A 16,908-nucleotide genomic window follows, 5' to 3' on the forward strand; every position below is an offset into this window, starting at 1 on the left:
TTCGCCGAACTCCGTTGCGATTTGCGGCTGTTATCCGCGCCGCCATTGCGCGACGATAAAGGTCCCAGAGGTATTGATTGGTGTGAAGATCGGCTGCTGCGGCAGCGATACCCTTGTGGTATTCACCCTGTTCGGTTGCACCGAACCACGCGGATGCGTGGGTTTTTTTGCCTGTAAGTTGTCCTCCTCTCCTGTTTATAGCGCCTGCGCGCGCCATCACCGACCGCTGCCGGGCGCGGTTTAAATCCTGCATCTCTTAACTAAACGCTTACGGTTTGCGTATAAGAAAACGTTCTGGCGATCCGCCGATAATGCGCGTCGTGATGATTTTCGCTGAAATAATCCCCTGTTTACCGGGGGTTTTACCCACACTTTTGCTGATCTGAAGACGCTGATGACTATCCATGCTCCCCGTTCTGGTTTCTCCCGCTGGCTGAAATGGCTGCTTGTGTTGCTGGTGCTGCTGATCGCGGCAGGCGTGATCTGGCGTGTGGCAAGCGGCAAGCGGGGCGCAGTACCCGGCGACCTGCCGCCAGGCGGTCATCGCGGGGCGGCGCAGATGAGCGGCCCGGCAACGCTGGTGCAAAGCGGCGTTGCCGCGACGGCCGACGTGCCGGTATACCTGAACGCGCTTGGCACGGTGGTCCCCAACGCCAGCGTCACCAGCCGCGTGGCCGGGCAGTTGCAGCAGGTGTTCTTTACTGAAGGGCAGAAAGTCAGCGCCGGTCAGCTGCTGGCGCAGATCGATCCGCGCAGTTATCAGGCGACGCTGGCGCAGTATCAGGGCGATCTCAGCCAGAACCAGGCGCTGCTGCCAGTGCGCAACTGACGCTGGCACGCTACAAAAAGCTGGCAGCGCAGGACTCGCTGTCGCGCCAGGATCTGGATACCCAGATTGCTACCGTCGGCCAGTATCAGGGCACGGTGGCGGCGGATCAGGCGCAAATCGCCAGCGCAAAACTGGATATTGAGTATGCCCGCATCACGTCGCCGATCAGCGGCCGCGTGGGCCTGCGGCTGGTCGATCCCGGCAATATGGTGCAGACCAGCGACACCACCGGCATTGTGGTGGTGACGCAAATACAGCCTGCCGCCGTGACGTTCAGCGTGCCGCAGAGCTACATCGCGCAGCTGACGCACGCACTGCGCAACGGCCAGAGCCTGCCCGCGACGGCCTTCGATCAGGACAACAGCAGCGTACTGGCACAGGGTGAGGTGAATTACATCAGCAATCAGATCGATACCAGCACCGGCACCATCGAACTGAAAGCCAGCTTTCCTAACGAAGACGAAGCGCTGTTTGCTAACCAGTTCGTTAATCTGCGTCTGCAAACCGGCACGCTGAAAAACGCTACGGTGATTCCGGCGCAGGCGTTGCAGCTGAGCAGCGACGGGAGCTTTGTGTTTATTATCAATAACGATCATAGCGTGACGCGCAAAGCGGTCACCACCGGACCGGCACTGGGGGAAGATCGTCAGGCGATCCTGCAGGGCGTGGCGCTAGGCGATCGTCTGGTGACCGAGGGGATCGATCGTCTGACTAACGGCAGCAAAGTCCAGTTGGCTGACGACAGCAAAAGTACCCAGCCATGAATCCGTCTCGTCTGTTTATCCTGCGCCCGGTGGCGACGATTCTGCTGATGGTCGGCGTGCTGATCGCCGGCCTGTTCGCTTATCGATTTCTCTCCACCTCGGCGCTGCCGCAGGTGGATTATCCGACCATTCAGGTTACTACCCTTTATTTTGGCGCCAGCCCGGACGTGATGGCCTCGTCCGTGACCTCGCCGCTGGAGCGTCAGCTCGGTCAGATGGCCGGCCTTAGCCAGATGACGTCTGCCAGCTCGGGCGGGTCATCGATTATCACCCTGAAGTTCAGCCTGGATCTTTCGCTCGACGTAGCCGAACAGGAAGTCCAGACGGCGATCAACGCGGCGAATAATCTGTTACCGGACGATCTGCCCAATCCGCCGACGTATAAAAAGGTCAATCCGGCCGACAGTGCGGTGATCACGCTGGCGGCCAGTTCCGACACGCTGCCGCTGACTGAGGTGCAGGATCTGGTGAACACGCGCGTGGCGCTGAAGCTGTCGCAAATCAACGGCGTGGGTATGATGACCCTGGCGGGCGGTCATCAGCCGGCGATTCGCGTGCAGATGGATCCGAAAGCGCTGGCGGCACACAAGCTGTCACTGGAAGACGTCAATACGCTGATCGCCAACAGCAACGTCAACGGTTCAAAAGGCGGCTTCGACAGCAAATATCACTCGGTGACCATCGACGCCAACGACCAGCTGCGCACCGCGGCCGAATACGGCAATCTGATTCTCACCTAGCAGAACGGTGCGGCGCTGCGGCTCAAGGATATCGCCCATATCGAACTGGGGCCGGAGAATCGCTTTCAGTCGGCGTGGGACAATGACCGTCCGGCAATTGTCATCAGCGTACAGCGCCAGCCTAGAGCCAACGTCATTCAGGTGGTGGATAGCATTAAAAATGCAGCTGCCCGTACTGCAGGCGGCGCTGCCGGATGGCGTGAAAATGCGCGTGCTCGCCGATCGCACGCAGACCATCCGCGCTTCGATCAGCGACGTACAGTTTGAACTGATGCTGTCGATCGCACTGGTGGTGATGGTGACCTTCCTGTTTCTGCGCAACGTGGCGGCGACGCTGATTCCCAGCGTGGCAGTACCGCTGTCGCTGATTGGCACCTTTGGCGTAATGTATCTCGCCGATTTCAGCCTCAACAACCTGTCGCTGATGGCGCTGACCATCGCCACCGGGTTTGTCATTGATGACGCGATTGTGGTGGTGGAGAACATTTCGCGTCGGCTGGAGCAGGGCGAAACGCCGATGCAGGCCGCGCTGAAAGGCTCGCAGCAGATTGGATTCGCCATTATTTCCCTCACGTTTTCCCTGATTGCGGTCCTGATTCCGCTGCTGTATCTTGCCATCCCGAAAGGGTTCTTTCCCACGCAGGATACCGGGCTGATTCAGGGTGTGACCGTGGCGTCGCAGGATGTCTTCTTCACGGCGATGGCGCAGCGTCAGCAGGCGCTGGCAAAGGTGATCCTGCAAAATCCGGCGGTAGAAAGTGTGTCCTCAACCATTGGTATCGACGGCAATAACACCAGCCTCAATAGCGGGCGCCTGCAGATCAACCTGAAATCGTTTGACCAGCGCGACGTCAAAGCCGATGAGGTGATTGAGCAGCTACAGCAGGCGGCGCGCCAGGTCGCCGGCATTCAGCTTTATCTGCAGCCATCACAGGACCTGACGGTTAACGATCAGGTGACGCCGAGCCAGTACCAGTTCACCCTTGATGATGCCGACAGCGAAAACCTGGTGCGCTGGACGCCGCAGCTGATAGCTGCGCTGCAGCAGCGCCCGGAGTTTAATGGCTTGGTCAGCAACCTGCAGGATCAGGGGCGCGTGGCCTATGTGGAGCTGAATCGCGATAAAGCGGCGCTCTACGGCATTACTGCGGCTGACGTCGATACCGCACTGTACAACAGCTTTGGTCAGCGGCTGGTTTCCACCATTTTTACCCAGGCTAATCAGTATCGCGTGGTGCTGGAAGTGGCTCCGCAGTATCAGCAGTCGCCGGCGTCTTTTGATGACGTTTATCTGCCGGTGAGCAGCAGTGCATCAACCAGCAGCGACAGCGACAGTGAGACCACCACCACCGGCATGGTGAAACTCACCGCGGTCGCCAGCGTGCATGCGCGGACCGGGGCGCTGATGCACATGCGCCTGAATCAGTTCCCGGCGGTGATGGTGTCGTTCAATCTTAACCCCGGTTATTCGCTGGAGGACGGGCAGCGGGCGATTGCGCAGGTCACGCAGCAGCTTAAACTGCCCACCAGCATAACGCTGCGTTATCAGGGTGAAACCGCGGCGTTCCAGAGTGCCACCGGCAATACGCTGTGGCTGATTCTGGCGGCGCTGATCACCATGTACGTGGTGCTGGGCATTTTATATGAGAGCTTTATCCATCCGGTGACCATTCTCTCCACGCTGCCGTCGGCGGCGGTCGGGGCGCTGCTGACGCTGATGCTGGCGGGCAGCGAATTCAGCCTGATCGCACTGATTGGCGTCATTCTGCTGATTGGCATCGTCAAAAAGAACGCCATTATGATGATCGACTTCGCACTGGAGGCGCAGCATAAGCAGCATATGACGCCGCGCGAAGCGATCCATCAGGCCTGCCTGCTGCGCTTCCGGCCGATTCTGATGACCACCATGGCGGCGCTGCTCGGGGCGTTGCCGCTGATGCTGGCCTCCGGCTCCGGTGCCGAACTGCGTCAGCCGCTCGGGCTGGTGATTGTCGGTGGCCTGCTGGTGAGCCAGGTGCTGACGCTGTTCTCCACCCCGGTGATCTATCTGTGGTTTGATGGGCTGGCGCAGCGCGGTAAGCGCTACGTGCAGCGCAGGCAGCAGCAGGCGCGGGGCGAGCCATGAACATCACCCGGCTGTTTATCTTTCGCCCGGTTGCCACGCTGCTGCTGACGCTGGCGATCCTGCTGCTCGGGGCGCTGGGCTACCGGCTGCTGCCCGTCGCGCCGCTGCCGCAGGTGGATTTTCCTACCATCATGGTCAGCGCCAGCCTGGCCGGCGCCAGCCCGGAAACCATGGCGGCCACGGTGGCGACGCCGCTGGAGCGTTCGCTCGGCCAGATTGCCGGTGTGACGGAGATGACGTCGACCAGCTCGCAGGGCTCGACCAGCGTGATACTGCAGTTTGAACTTGACCGCGATATCAATGGCGCGGCGCGCGACGTACAGGCAGCGATAAACGCGGCGCGCAGCCTGTTACCGAGTGCCATGGAGTCGCTGCCGACCTATCGCAAAGCGAATCCCTCGGATGCGCCGATTGTGATGCTGGCGCTCACCTCCGCCACGCGCACGCCGGGTGAACTGTACGACCTCGCCGAAAGCAAAATCGAGCAGGCGATGGGGCAGGTCAGGGGTGTGGGCGAAGTGTCGCTGATGGGCAGCGCGCTGCCGGCGGTCCGCATCGATCTGCAGCCGCAACAGCTGACGCACTTTAGCATTGCGCTGGATACGGTGCGCAGCGCCGTCGCCAGCACCACCACCAATCTGCCGAAAGGCATGCTGCAGGGCAGCAGCCAGTCCTGGATGGTGGACGGCAACGGCCAGCTGGACAAAGCGGCACAGTACCGCGACCTGATAGTCAGCTACCACGCGGGTAAGGCGGTGCGACTGCATGACGTCGCCACGGTGTATGACTCGGTGGAGGATCAGTATCAGGCCGGCTTTCTCAATTCACAGCCGTCGGTGATGATCGCCATCAAGCGTCAGGCCGGCGCCAACATGCTCGACACCATTGACGCCATCAAAGCGCAGCTGCCACAGCTGGAGAAAGATCTGCCTGCCGATACCCAGCTCAAAGTGGTGGTAGACCGTTCGCCAACGGTGCGCGCCTCACTGTATGACACCGAAGAGACGCTGCTGGTGGCGATGCTGCTGGTGATTGCCGTTGTATTTGTCTTCCTGCGCAATCTGCAGGCGGTGGTGATTCCGGCGCTGGCGCTGCCGGTGTCGCTGATCGGCACCTGCGCGGTGATGTATCTGCTCGGCTACAGTCTCGATAACCTGTCGCTGGTGGCGCTGATCATCGCCACGGGCTTTGTCGTCGATGACGCCATCGTGGTGCTGGAAGATATCACCCGGCACATCGAAGCCGGTCTGAGTCCGCTGCGTGCCGCCCTGCGCGGTGCCCATGAGGTGAGCTTTACGGTACTGTCGATGACGGTGTCGCTGGTAGCGGTGTTTATCCCGATTCTGCTGATGGGCAGTATTGTTGGCCGCCTGTTCCGTGAATTTGCGGTGACGCTGACGGTCTCGCTGCTGATCTCCATGTTTGTCTCGCTCAGCCTGACCCCGATGCTGTGCGCCCGGCTGCTGCGGCCGAAGCCGCAGGTCACCCGGCGGCCGCATCCGCTCTATCAGCTGATCGAAAATGCGCTCAACGCGCTGCTGGCCGCCTACGCGCGTGGCCTAGCGTGGGTGATGGCGCACCAGAAGATCACCCTGCTGAGCTTGCTGCTCACCGTATTGCTCAATCTGTTTCTGTTTAGCGTGGTGCAAAAGGGCTTTTTCCCCAACCAGGACACCGGTCTGCTGATGGGCGCCCTGCGCGCTGACCAGAACATCTCCTTCCAGGCGATGAAGCCAAAGATGCTGGCGTTCACCAAAATCATTGAGGCCGATCCGGCGGTAGACAGCGTGATGTCGTCAATGGGCAGCGGCATGTTTGGCTCGCGCAATAGCGCCAACTTTTTTGTCCGGCTGAAAGATTTTGACCAGCGCACCGCCAGTGCTACCGAAGTGGCTAACCGGCTGAGCCTGAAAACCGCCATATTGCCGGGGCGCAGCTGTTCCTGATAGCCGCGCAGGATCTGCACATCGGAGGGCGCAGCGCCAACGCCACTTATCAGTACAGCCTGCAGGCTGACGATCTCGATCTGCTGCGCCGCTGGACGCCATACCGCAACTCAACAGCGTGGATTCCGATGCGCAAACCGGCGGACAGGAGGTGGTGATTAACATCGATCGCGACCGCGCCACGCGGCTGGGCAGCGGTGGCGACGCTGATTTACGCAGTCCGCTGGGGATTGCCATTGCCGGCGGTCTGGCCCTGAGCCAGCTGCTGACCCTGTTTACCACGCCAGTGGTCTATCTCTGGCTGGATCGTCTCAGCCGCGCCACCCAGCGTCAGTGGCGGCGCGTGCGTCATGTGGAATCCTGATTGATGAAAATGATGAACATTGGCACGCTGACGGCAGCGCTGCTGGTTGCTGGCTGTAGCGTTGGCCCCGATTATCAGCGTTCGGCGATGGCGCTGCCGACGCATTATAAAGAGGCCAAAGGCTGGACGCAGGCCACTCCGCAGGACGCCAGTCGCAAAGGGGAGTGGTGGACGGTGTATCACGATGTCACCTTGTCCAGCCTGCTGCGCCAGGTGAGCATCTCCAACCAGAACGTCGCCAGTTATGCGGCGCAGTATCGCGAAGCCTAGGCGCTGAGCGCGCAGTCGCGCGCGGCGCTGTTTCCCTCACTCGACTACGATGCCAGCACCAGCGGTCAGTGCAGCGTCAGCAACAGCCACAGTGCCACGCTGAGTGCCAGCTGGGAGCTGGATCTGTGGGGCAAACTGCACCGCTCGCAGGAAGAGGATAAGGCCAGCGCGCAGGCCAGTCAGGCTGAACTGGCCAATGTCACGCTGAGTGCCCAGTCAGAGCTGGCGCAGGACTATTTTCAGTTGCGCATCATCGACGAAAAGATCGCGCTCTATCAGCGCAGCATTGAGGCTTATCAGCGCTATCTCAGCGTGATTAACAACAAGTACCGCGCCGGTAGCGAATCCCGCGCCACCTTGGCGCAGGATTATCAGTGGCAGCGCGCGCAGCTGGAACACGCGGTGGCGCTGCTGCTGGGGCGTGCGCCAGCCGACTTTACGCTGCCGGTGGCGAAGCTGGATGCCACGCTGCCGTCCATCCCTGAGAGCCTGCCTTCGGCGCTGCTGCAGCGCCGTCCGGACATCGCTTATGCCGAACGTAACGTGGCGGCCGCCAACGCGGCGGTTGGGGTGGCGATTGCCGGTTATTATCCTGACCTGACGCTCAGCGCCAGCGGTGGGGTGACCGCCTCAGCGATCCACAGTTTATTGTCGCTGCCGAATCGCGCCTGGTCGCTGGGGCCGGAGCTCAGCGGTACGCTGCTCGATTTTGGCGCGACCTCGGCGAAAGTGGCGCAGGCGCGTGCCGGCCATGCTCAACTACACCGCCGGCATCAACGGCATGCGCGCGGCGCTGACCGCCTCGCAGGTGAAAACCGTGTTTACCTCGCGCCAGTTCCTGGAGAAGGGCAACCTGTGGCACCTGCCGCAGGGACTGACGGAGGTGCAGTGGATCTATCTGGAGGATCTGAAGGATACCGTAACGCTGCAGGACAAACTGTGGATCCTCGCGCACCTGCTGCTGCCGCGCCGGGCGCAGGTTGCGCAGCAGCCAGAAGACGCGGCAATGGTGCTGTTTACCTCCGGCTCGGAAGGCAATCCCAAAGGCGTGGTGCACTCGCACAAAAGCCTGCTGGCGAATGTGGAGCAGATTCGCACCGTGGCGGACTTCACCCCACGTGACCGCTTTATGTCGGCGCTGCCGCTGTTCCACGCCTTCGGCCTCACCGTCGGGCTGTTCACGCCGCTGCTGACCGGCGCGCAGGTGTTCCTCTATCCCAGCCCGCTGCACTATCGCATCGTGCCGGAGCTGGTGTATGACCGTAACTGCACCGTGCTGTTCGGCACCTCCACCTTCCTCGGCAACTATGCGCGCTTTGCCAGCCCGTACGATTTCGCCTGGCTGCGCTACGTCTTCGCCGGTGCCGAGAAGCTGCAGGAAGGCACGCGCCAGATTTACATGGAGAAGTACGGCATCCGCATCCTCGAAGGTTACGGCGTGACCGAGAGTGCGCCAGTGGTGGCAATCAACGTGCCGATGGCCGCCAAATCGCATACGGTAGGGCGTATTCTGCCGGGCATGGATTCACGACTGATTGCGGTACCCGGCATTGAGCAGGGCGGACGGCTGCAGCTGCGCGGTCCGAACGTCATGAACGGCTATCTGCGGGTGGAAAACCCCGGCGTGCTGGAGCCACCGGTGGCGGATAACGGCGAAGGCGAACAGGAAGCGGGCTGGTACGATACCGGTGATATTGTCAGCTTTGACGATGGCGGTTTCTGTCAGATTCAGGGGCGCGCTAAACGCTTCGCCAAAATCGCCGGAGAGATGGTGTCGCTGGAGAGCGTGGAGCAAGATTGCTCTGAAAGCCTCGGCCGAGAAACAGCACGCGGCGTCGCTGCGGCCAGATGGTCAGCGCGGTGAAGCGCTGGTGCTGTTTACCACCGACAGTGAACTCAGCCGCGACCGGCTGCAGCTGGCCGCGCGTGAGATTGGTGCGCCAGAGCTGGCCGTGCCGCGCGATATTCGCTACATGAAACAGCTGCCGATGCTGGGCAGCGGTAAACCAGACTACGTCAGCCTGAAACAGCTGGCAGAAGAGGAGCGGGCATGAGTCAGTCGGTGAATCCGGACGCCCCTTTACTGTCGCGCAGTATGCTGGCGGTGATCGTGGCACAGTTTTTCTCTGCCTTTGGCGACAACGCGCTGCTGTTTGCCACGCTGGCTTTGCTGAAAAGTCAGTTCTATCCGGACTGGAGTCAGCCGATCCTGCAGATGCTGTTTGTGGCCACTTACATTCTGCTCGCGCCGTTTGTCGGGCAGATGGCCGACAGCTTTGCCAAAGGGCGGGTGATGATGTTTGCCAACAGCCTTAAGCTGCTCGGTGCGCTGGTGATCTGCTTCGGCTTTAATCCGTTTCTGGCTATACGCTGGTGGGCGTCGGCGCGGCGGCTTATTCGCCCGCGAAATACGGCATCCTGACGGAGATCACCAGCGGCGCGCGGCTGGTGAAAGCCAACGGGCTGATGGAGTCGTCGACTATCGCGGCGATTTTGCTCGGCTCGGTGGCAGGCGGCATGCTCGCCGACTGGCATCTGCTGGCAGCACTGGTGGTGTGTGCACTCACTTACGCACTGGCGGTGGTGGCGAACCTGTTCATTCCGCGTCTGCAGGCAGCGCGCCCCGGCCAGAGCTGGCACTCGGGCGCGATGCTGCGCAGCTTTATCGCCTCTGCACAGCTGCTGTGGCGTAACGGTGAAACCCGCTTCTCGCTGCTCGGCACCAGCCTGTTCTGGGGCGCCGGCGTCACGCTGCGCTTCCTGCTGGTGCTGTGGGTGCCGGTGGTGCTCGGCATCACGGACAACAAAACGCCGACCACGCTGAATGCCATGGTGGCGATCGGTATCGTTATCGGCGCGGCCGCGGCGGCAAAACTGGTCACGCTGCAAACGGTGCGGCGCTGCATGCCGGCCGGCGTGTTGATTGGCGTGATGGTGGTGCTGTTCTCGCTGCAGCATAGCCTGCTGAATGCGTATCTGTTACTGATGCTGATTGGTGCGCTCGGCGGCTTCTTTATGGTGCTGCTCAACGCGCTGTTGCAGGAGCGCGGCAAAGATACCGTGGGTTCAGGCAACGCGATTGCGGTGCAAAATCTGGGTGAAAATAACGCGATGCTGCTTATGCTGGGGCTGTATACCGTGGCGATTAAGCTGGGTGCGCCGGCGGTCGCGACGGGTGTGGGCTTCGGCGCGCTGTTCGCCATTGCGATTGCAGTGCTGTGGTGGAGAGCGCGTCGCTGAGCGGCGCAGAAAGGGACTAGGTCGCCATTAATGGCGACCCTACCATAGCCCGGCGCGTACGCCAGGGTCATAAACCTTACAGGCTGCGCGTTAACGCGCACCAAGGGGATTACGGTGCCGGATACGTGTACTGACGGTGAATCGCTTCCAGCGCCTCTAACACCTCGCCGCTCAGCGTCAGGTTGAAACTCTCCACGTTAATCTTCAGCTGTTCCATGGTGGTGGCACCGAGCAGGGTGCTGGCCACAAACGGCTGCTGCCGCACATAGGCCAGCGCCATCTGTGACGGATCTAGGTTGTGCTGTTTCGCCAGCGCCACGTAGGCGGCAATCGCCTGCTGTGACTGCTCGCCGCTGTAGCGGGTAAAGCGGCTGAACAGCGTATTGCGTGCGCCGGCCGGTTTCGCACCGTTGAGGTATTTGCCGCTCAGCGTGCCAAAGGCCAGACTGGAATAGGCCAGCAGTTCCACGCCCTCATGCTGGCTAATCTCTGCCAGACCCACTTCAAAACTGCGGTTCAGCAGGCTGTACAGATTCTGAATGGTGACGATACGCGGCAGCTCGTGCTTCTCCGACAGCTGCAGGTAGCGCATCACGCCCCAGGCCGTTTCGTTCGAGACGCCAATGTAACGGATCTTGCCCGCGCGCACCTGTTCGGTCAGCGCTTCCAGCGTTTCAAGCAGCGTAACGGTGGCAGTGTTGTCACTGTACTGATAACCGAGCTTGCCAAAGTAGTTGGTCTGGCGCTGCGGCCAGTGCAGCTGGTAGAGGTCGAGGTAATCGGTATTGAGGCGCTTCAGGCTAGCGTCCAGCGCTTCGCGGATGTTCTTGCGGTCCAGCGCTTGGTTGGGGCGAATCAGCGCATCGCTGCCGCGCACCGGACCGGCGACTTTACTCGCCAGAATGATTTTGTCGCGGCTGCCACGCTTTTGCAGCCAGCTGCCAATGTATTTTTCGGTCAGGCCCTGAGTTTCCGGACGCGGTGGCACCGGATACATCTCGGCGGTATCAATCAGGTTAATACCCTGGCTTACGGCGTAATCAAGCTGCTGGTGGGCGTCGGCTTCGCTATTCTGCTCACCAAACGTCATCGTGCCTAACCCCAGCTGACTGACTTCCAGCGTGCTATGGGGGATACGGTGATAATGCATTGCCGGCTTCCTTTTTTCATTATGAAAGGGAATGTTGTGTTCTCTGGGACTATAGCCTGTGAAGTGGCGCAGAAGGAAGGGGGGAAAGTTCGGGAAACGCCTGCACAGGGGGAAAACGCGTACAGGCGAGGCAATTTGGCACTTAACGCTCAATGATGGTGGAAACCTCGTCACCATTAATTTACATAACATGGCCCTGTTCGTCGGTGTACTGCACCAGACCGGTTTCTTTATCAATCGACGGCTTACCTTCGGTCATAATCATGCGGCCATCTTTGGTGGCCATTACGTAATCACTGCTGCAACCGCTTAATGCCAGCGCCGCCAGCAGCAGGCCCACTGCACTTACCAACCCTTTCATTCTCAGCTCCCTCAAGCCACTTCAACAGCAAAAGTGTAGTAATAAATGCTTTTGCCAGCTGGAGTAATCGCATCATTCCTAAAATAACAGTGCGAGATGCGCTCGCCCTTGACAGGTTACGCTTTGTTTTTCCTGCTGCGCATCAAGTTCAGACACTCTACCGCCATGGAGAAGAACATCGCAAAATAAATGTAACCTTTTGGTACATGCATACCAAAACTCTCGAGGATCAGGGTAAAGCCGACCAGAATCAGAAACGCCAGCGCCAGCATTTTGACCGACGGATGCCGCTCAACAAACTCGCCAATCGCGCGCGCGGCCACCATCATCATCAGCACCGCGATTACCACCGCCGCCATCATAATGAACAGGTGATCGGACAGGCCGACGGCGGTGATCACCGAATCCAGGCTGAAGATGATGTCGAGCAGTATGATCTGCACGATGGCGCCGAAGAAAGAGTGCACATTGGTTTTGTGCTCCTCTTCGCCGGCTTCGATGGTTTCATGGATCTCCATGCTCGACTTCCACAACAGGAACAGGCCGCCGAACAGCAGAATCAGATCGCGCGCGGAGAAGGCGTGGTCCATGATGGAAAAGAACGGCTGCGTCAGTCTCACCACCCAGGCGATGGAGGCCAGCAACCCGAGGCGCATCAACATCGCCCCCATCAGACCCAGCCGGCGCGCCCGGTTTTGCTAGTGCTGCGGCAGTTTCGCGACCACCAGAGACAGGAAAATAATGTTATCGATACCCAGCACCACTTCCAGAATGGTTAATGTTCCCAGCGCCAGCCAGGCGTTGGGATCAGCAATACAGTCAAACATGAATCCTTCATTCCTAAACGAAAAATAAACGGGAATTATACACGGCGCAGGCGGCGCTGCCTAAAGCGTTCCTGCAAGGGCGAGGTTGTACCGGGAATTACAGCAGAAAATGCCGTGCCAGCAGCGGTCCGGTAAAGGTCTTCTTGAGATAAAAACCGCGCGGCAGCGTCATGATCGGCTCGCCATGTTCGCCGATGGCTTCGGTCAGCGCTTTGCTGTTGGCCGCTTTCGGCCGGATTTGCAGCCACGCACCGTGGCGGGCGGTGATGCGCTCCACCTGACCGAGCACGATCATGTCCATCAGCTCTTCCCAGTCCTCACGTAACTGCTGCTCTTCCTGCGCATTCGGCTGCCACAGCAGCGGCGAACCAACGCGGCGCTCAGCCAGCGGAATAGCGCGATCGCCCTCCACCGGGATCCACAGCACCCGCGCCAGCTTGTGGCGCACGTGGCTGGTTTGCCAGGTAACGCCGCTGTTGCCGGTGAGCGGTGCCACGCAGACAAAGGTGGTTTCCAGCGGCTTACCCTGCGCGTCGACCGGAATGGTTTTGAGTTCAATACCCAGATGCGCAAAATCCTGCTCGGCTTTACTGCCGGCGCTGGCGCCAAGCAGCAGCTCCAGCAGCATGCCGACCCAGCCTTTGTCACGGCGTAAATCGGCGGGCATCGGCAGGCCGAGCTGCGCGGCCAGCGCGGCAAAGCTCTGACCAGCCAGCTGTTGGGCTCGCTGGAGCAGTTCGGCTTCGTTACGGGGCGCAGCAGGCAAGGCGGCAGGGCAATTCATGATAAAACTCGCATTGGTCAAAATATGGTCAGTAAAGGTCAGTGCGCGTTGTCCACATCGTGCCGGACAATGTAAGCGTGATAATAGCATGATTCAGCATGCTTTTTTAGCGCGATTGACCTGGAGCTCACTAGGGTAAGAGGCGGTTATCCCGGTTTGTTATCGACAATGAACAGGATCTTAAACCCAGTTATCCACAGAAAAGTGGGATAACCCCACGTTTGCCCACCCCTGTTTCCATTTACAGCCTTGACTTTGCCGAACTGCGCGCTTTTTTTCCATTCTCTGCCCAGGTTTAGGATATTATCTGTGGATAAAATCAACGGTGATGGATCTTTGAGCAGCGGTAACCGCGTGGTGAAGAATAACCGGCTTTCACGCTGTGTATCTGAACGGGTTGATTGGCTATCGCTATGATAAATGGTGTTTTTAGTGCTATTCGCCCCGGCGTGCATGAGAATTTTCCGAAGCGGTTATTCAACTCATTCCCGTGTTCTGCACAAATCTATCCACAGAAAAGGTGAATAATATCGCCGTTAAATGCCCCTGTCTGTTTATAACATGGCTATTATCTGTGAGTTATCCCATTGTTATCCGGTCAGCGGCACGGATATCCAGTGGTTTACCGCCTGTAAGGAGTATGAAACAATCAGGCTATTCAAATTTAGCTTTGAGGTAGTCCAGTGATCGATGATGATGGCTACCGCCCGAATGTTGGTATCGTAATCTGTAACAGGCAAGGACAAGTGTTATGGGCTAGGCGCTTTGGACAGCACTCTTGGCAGTTTCCTCAGGGAGGCATCAATCCGGGTGAAACCGCTGAACAGGCGATGTATCGCGAACTGTTCGAAGAAGTGGGTTTACACCGCAAAGATGTTCGAATACTTGCTTCAACCCGTAACTGGTTACGTTACAAGTTGCCAAAACGTTTGGTGCGTTGGGACACAAAGCCGGTGTGTATCGGCCAGAAACAAAAGTGGTTTCTTCTGCAGTTGATGTGTAATGACGCGGATATTAATGTGCAACACAGCAGCACGCCGGAGTTCGATGGCTGGCGCTGGGTCAGCTTCTGGTATCCGGTACGTCAGGTTGTCTCTTTCAAGCGCGATGTGTATCGCCGCGTCATGAAGGAATTCGCTGGCGTGGTGATGTCTATGCAGGAGAGTGCGGGGCAGCGCAATAATAACGCCGCCCATCGACGTAAAAGAGGATAGGCCACGCCCTTTATGCTCACTCAGTTGCGCGAAATTGTAGAAAAAGTGGCGAGTGCACCGCGTCTGAATGAAGCACTCGACATTCTGGTCAACGAAATATGCCTAGCGATGGAGACCGAGGTCTGCTCGGTTTACCTCGCCGATCACGATCGGCGTTGCTACTACCTGATGGCGACGCGCGGCCTGAAAAAGCCGCGCGGCCGCATGGTTACGCTGGCGTTCGACGAAGGTATCATCGGGCTGGTAGGCCGGCTGGCCGAACCGATCAACCTCGCCGATGCGCAAAGTCATCCCAGCTTCAAATACATTCCCTCCGTCAAAGAAGAGCGCTACCGCTCGTTTCTGGGTGTGCCAATCATCAGCCGGCGTCAACTGCTCGGCGTGCTGGTGGTGCAACAGCGAGAGCATCGTCAGTTCGACGAAAGCGAAGAGTCATTTCTGGTGACGCTGGCCACGCAGATGGCCGCGCTGCTGTCGCAGTCGCAGCTTGGCCAGCTGTTCGGTCAGTTCCGCCAGACGCGCGTCAAAGCGATTGCCGCCGCGCCGGGCGTCGCCGTTGCACCTGGCTGGGTTGATGAAACGCAGCCGCTGCTCGACCAGGTGTCTGCCGCCTCCACACTCGATCCGCAGCGTGAACGCGAGCGCCTGATTGTCGCCATGGGCGAGGCGGGCAACGAGTTTCGTCGCTTCAGCAAGCGTTTCGCGGCCAGCGTGCAGAAAGAGAGCGCGGCGGTCTTCGATCTCTACTCGCACCTGCTCACCGATGCGCGACTAAAAAAAGATCTGTTTGCCGAGATCGAGCGCGGATCGGTAGCCGAGTGGGCGGTAAAAACGGTGATCGAGAAGTTTGCCGCACAGTTTGCCAGCCTGCAGGATCACTATTTACGCGAGCGCGCCGGGGATTTGCGCGTGCTCGGCCAGCGCCTGCTGTTCCACCTTGACGACACGCTGGTGGGCACCAATGCCTGGCCGGAACGCTTTGTGCTGGTGGCCGATGAACTCACTGCCACCACGCTGGCGGAGCTGCCGCAGGAGCGGCTGGCGGGCGTGGTGGTGCGCGATGGCGCAGCCAACTCGCACGCGGCGATCCTCACGCGCGCCATGGGTATTCCTACCGTGATGGGCGCGGATATCCTGCCGTCGCAGCTCAACAAGCGGCTGCTGATCGTTGACGGCTATCGCGGCGAAGTGCTGATCGACCCGGAGCCGGTGCTGGTGCAGGAGTATCAGCGGCTGATCAGCGAAGAGAACGCGCTGAGTAAAATGGCCGAAGACGTGGTGGAGCAGCCCGGCGAGTTGAAAAGCGGCGAGCGCGTCCAGGTAATGCTCAACGCCGGTCTCAGCCCGGAACATGAACAGGCGCTCGACAACTGGGTTGACGGTATCGGCCTGTATCGCACCGAAATTCCGTTCATGCTGCAAAGCGGCTTCCCGTCGGAAGAGGAGCAGGTGGCGCAATATCAGGGCATGCTGCAACTGTTTTACGACAAACCGGTGACGCTGCGCACGCTGGATGTCGGCGCTGACAAACAGCTGCCTTACATGCCGATCAGTGAAGAGAATCCCTGTCTCGGCTGGCGCGGCATTCGTCTGACGCTCGACCAGCCGGAGATCTTCCTAGTGCAGGTGCGCGCCATGCTGCGCGCCAACGTTGCCTCGGGCAACCTGAGCATTCTGCTGCCGATGATCAGTCATATCGACGAGATCGAAGAGGCGCGGCGTTTGATCGATCGCGCCGGTCGCGAAGTGGAAGAGATGCTCGGTTATGCCATTCCAAAACCGCGCATTGGCGTGATGATTGAAGTGCCGTCGATGCTGTTCCTGATCCCGCATCTGGCGCAACGCGTGGGCTTTATCTCCGTCGGCACCAACGATCTTACCCAGTATCTGCTGGCGGTCGATCGCAACAATACCCGCGTCGCCAACCTTTACGATTCGCTGCATCCGGCGATGCTGCGGGCGTTGCAAACCATCGCCAGTGAAGCCCGCCAGGCCAAACTGGAGCTGTGCCTGTGTGGTGAAATGGCGGGCGATCCGATGTGCGTCGCGCTGCTGGTGGGTCTGGGTTATCACCATCTCAGCATGAACGGCAAGAACATTCCGCGCGTTAAATACCTGCTGCGCCACCTCGATCATGAAGAGGCGCAGAAACTGAGTCAGCAGGGCGTGATGGCGCACACCGCAACGGAAGTGCGCCATCTGGTGTCGGCCTTCATGGAGCGGCGCGGCTTGGGCGGACTGATTCGCGGCGGACGTTAACTGTTTACATTTCTGCGGAAATGGTGAAAAGCGGC

The 16,908-nt window shown here is 59.5% G+C and carries 6 protein-coding genes and 7 pseudogenes; 9 read left to right on the forward strand and 4 right to left on the reverse strand.

Annotation, left to right across the window (positions count from 1 at the left end; translation table 11 throughout):
- Positions 1-394 precede the first annotated feature (394 nt).
- The 7 genes and pseudogenes from AC6I8M_RS15580 (at position 395) to lplT (ending at position 10,278) form a co-directional block, all read left to right on the forward strand.
- Positions 395-1,593 (forward strand): annotated as a pseudogene (locus AC6I8M_RS15580) (MdtA/MuxA family multidrug efflux RND transporter periplasmic adaptor subunit).
- Positions 1,590-4,458, forward strand: a pseudogene (locus AC6I8M_RS15585) (efflux RND transporter permease subunit). Before AC6I8M_RS15580 ends, AC6I8M_RS15585 begins: the two co-directional pseudogenes overlap by 4 nt.
- Positions 4,455-6,597: pseudogene (locus tag AC6I8M_RS15590) on the forward strand (efflux RND transporter permease subunit); the annotation flags it as partial. The pseudogenes AC6I8M_RS15585 and AC6I8M_RS15590, both read left to right, overlap by 4 nt.
- 54 nt (positions 6,598-6,651) lie before the next feature.
- Positions 6,652-6,768 (forward strand): hypothetical protein, encoded by a 117-nt coding sequence (locus tag AC6I8M_RS15595; RefSeq protein WP_498013823.1) that lies wholly within the window; start codon positions 6,652-6,654, stop codon positions 6,766-6,768.
- A 3-nt stretch (positions 6,769-6,771) separates the two neighbouring features.
- Positions 6,772-7,791: pseudogene (locus AC6I8M_RS15600) on the forward strand (efflux transporter outer membrane subunit); the annotation flags it as partial.
- Positions 7,772-9,092: pseudogene (locus AC6I8M_RS15605) on the forward strand (AMP-binding protein); the annotation flags it as partial. The pseudogenes AC6I8M_RS15600 and AC6I8M_RS15605, both read left to right, overlap by 20 nt.
- Positions 9,089-10,278, forward strand: a pseudogene (gene lplT, locus AC6I8M_RS15610) (lysophospholipid transporter LplT). The pseudogenes AC6I8M_RS15605 and lplT, both read left to right, overlap by 4 nt.
- 109 nt (positions 10,279-10,387) lie before the next feature.
- On the opposite strand, the gene AC6I8M_RS15615 reads toward lplT, so the two are convergent.
- The 4 genes and pseudogenes from AC6I8M_RS15615 to mutH all read right to left on the reverse strand — a co-directional run bounded on the left by AC6I8M_RS15615 (position 10,388) and on the right by mutH (position 13,400).
- Positions 10,388-11,428, reverse strand: a complete 1,041-nt coding sequence (locus AC6I8M_RS15615) for an NADP(H)-dependent aldo-keto reductase (protein WP_010616948.1) — start codon at positions 11,426-11,428, stop codon at positions 10,388-10,390.
- 181 nt (positions 11,429-11,609) lie between these two features.
- Positions 11,610-11,789: a YgdI/YgdR family lipoprotein gene (locus AC6I8M_RS15620; protein WP_022549235.1), complete on the reverse strand. Its 180-nt coding sequence runs from the start codon at positions 11,787-11,789 to the stop codon at positions 11,610-11,612.
- Positions 11,790-11,905: 116 nt separating this feature from the next.
- Positions 11,906-12,616, reverse strand: a pseudogene (locus AC6I8M_RS15625) (TerC family protein).
- A 97-nt stretch (positions 12,617-12,713) separates the two neighbouring features.
- On the reverse strand, positions 12,714-13,400 hold the full coding sequence (mutH, locus tag AC6I8M_RS15630) for a DNA mismatch repair endonuclease MutH (RefSeq protein WP_010616950.1): 687 nt from the start codon (positions 13,398-13,400) through the stop codon (positions 12,714-12,716).
- A 683-nt stretch (positions 13,401-14,083) separates the two neighbouring features.
- Here mutH and rppH point away from each other — a divergent pair.
- A complete protein-coding gene (gene rppH, locus AC6I8M_RS15635; RefSeq protein ID WP_010616951.1) occupies positions 14,084-14,614 on the forward strand; it encodes an RNA pyrophosphohydrolase in 531 nt (176 codons plus the stop codon).
- A 12-nt stretch (positions 14,615-14,626) separates the two neighbouring features.
- Positions 14,627-16,873 carry a phosphoenolpyruvate--protein phosphotransferase gene (gene ptsP, locus AC6I8M_RS15640; RefSeq protein ID WP_010616952.1) on the forward strand — a complete coding sequence of 749 codons (2,247 nt, stop codon included), beginning with the start codon at positions 14,627-14,629 and terminating at the stop codon, positions 16,871-16,873.
- The last annotated feature ends 35 nt before the right edge of the window (positions 16,874-16,908 follow it).

The sequence above is a fragment of the Type-A symbiont of Plautia stali genome (assembly GCF_059731155.1).

Bases quoted from the DNA above. Each gene is read 5' to 3' on its own strand.
- mutH (WP_010616950.1), bottom strand. From the start codon at position 13,400: ATGAATTGCCCTGCCGCCTTGCCTGCTGCGCCCCGTAACGAAGCCGAA.
- AC6I8M_RS15615 (WP_010616948.1), bottom strand. From the start codon at position 11,428: ATGCATTATCACCGTATCCCCCATAGCACGCTGGAAGTCAGTCAGCTG.
- AC6I8M_RS15620 (WP_022549235.1), bottom strand. From the start codon at position 11,789: ATGAAAGGGTTGGTAAGTGCAGTGGGCCTGCTGCTGGCGGCGCTGGCA.
- ptsP (WP_010616952.1), top strand. From the start codon at position 14,627: ATGCTCACTCAGTTGCGCGAAATTGTAGAAAAAGTGGCGAGTGCACCG.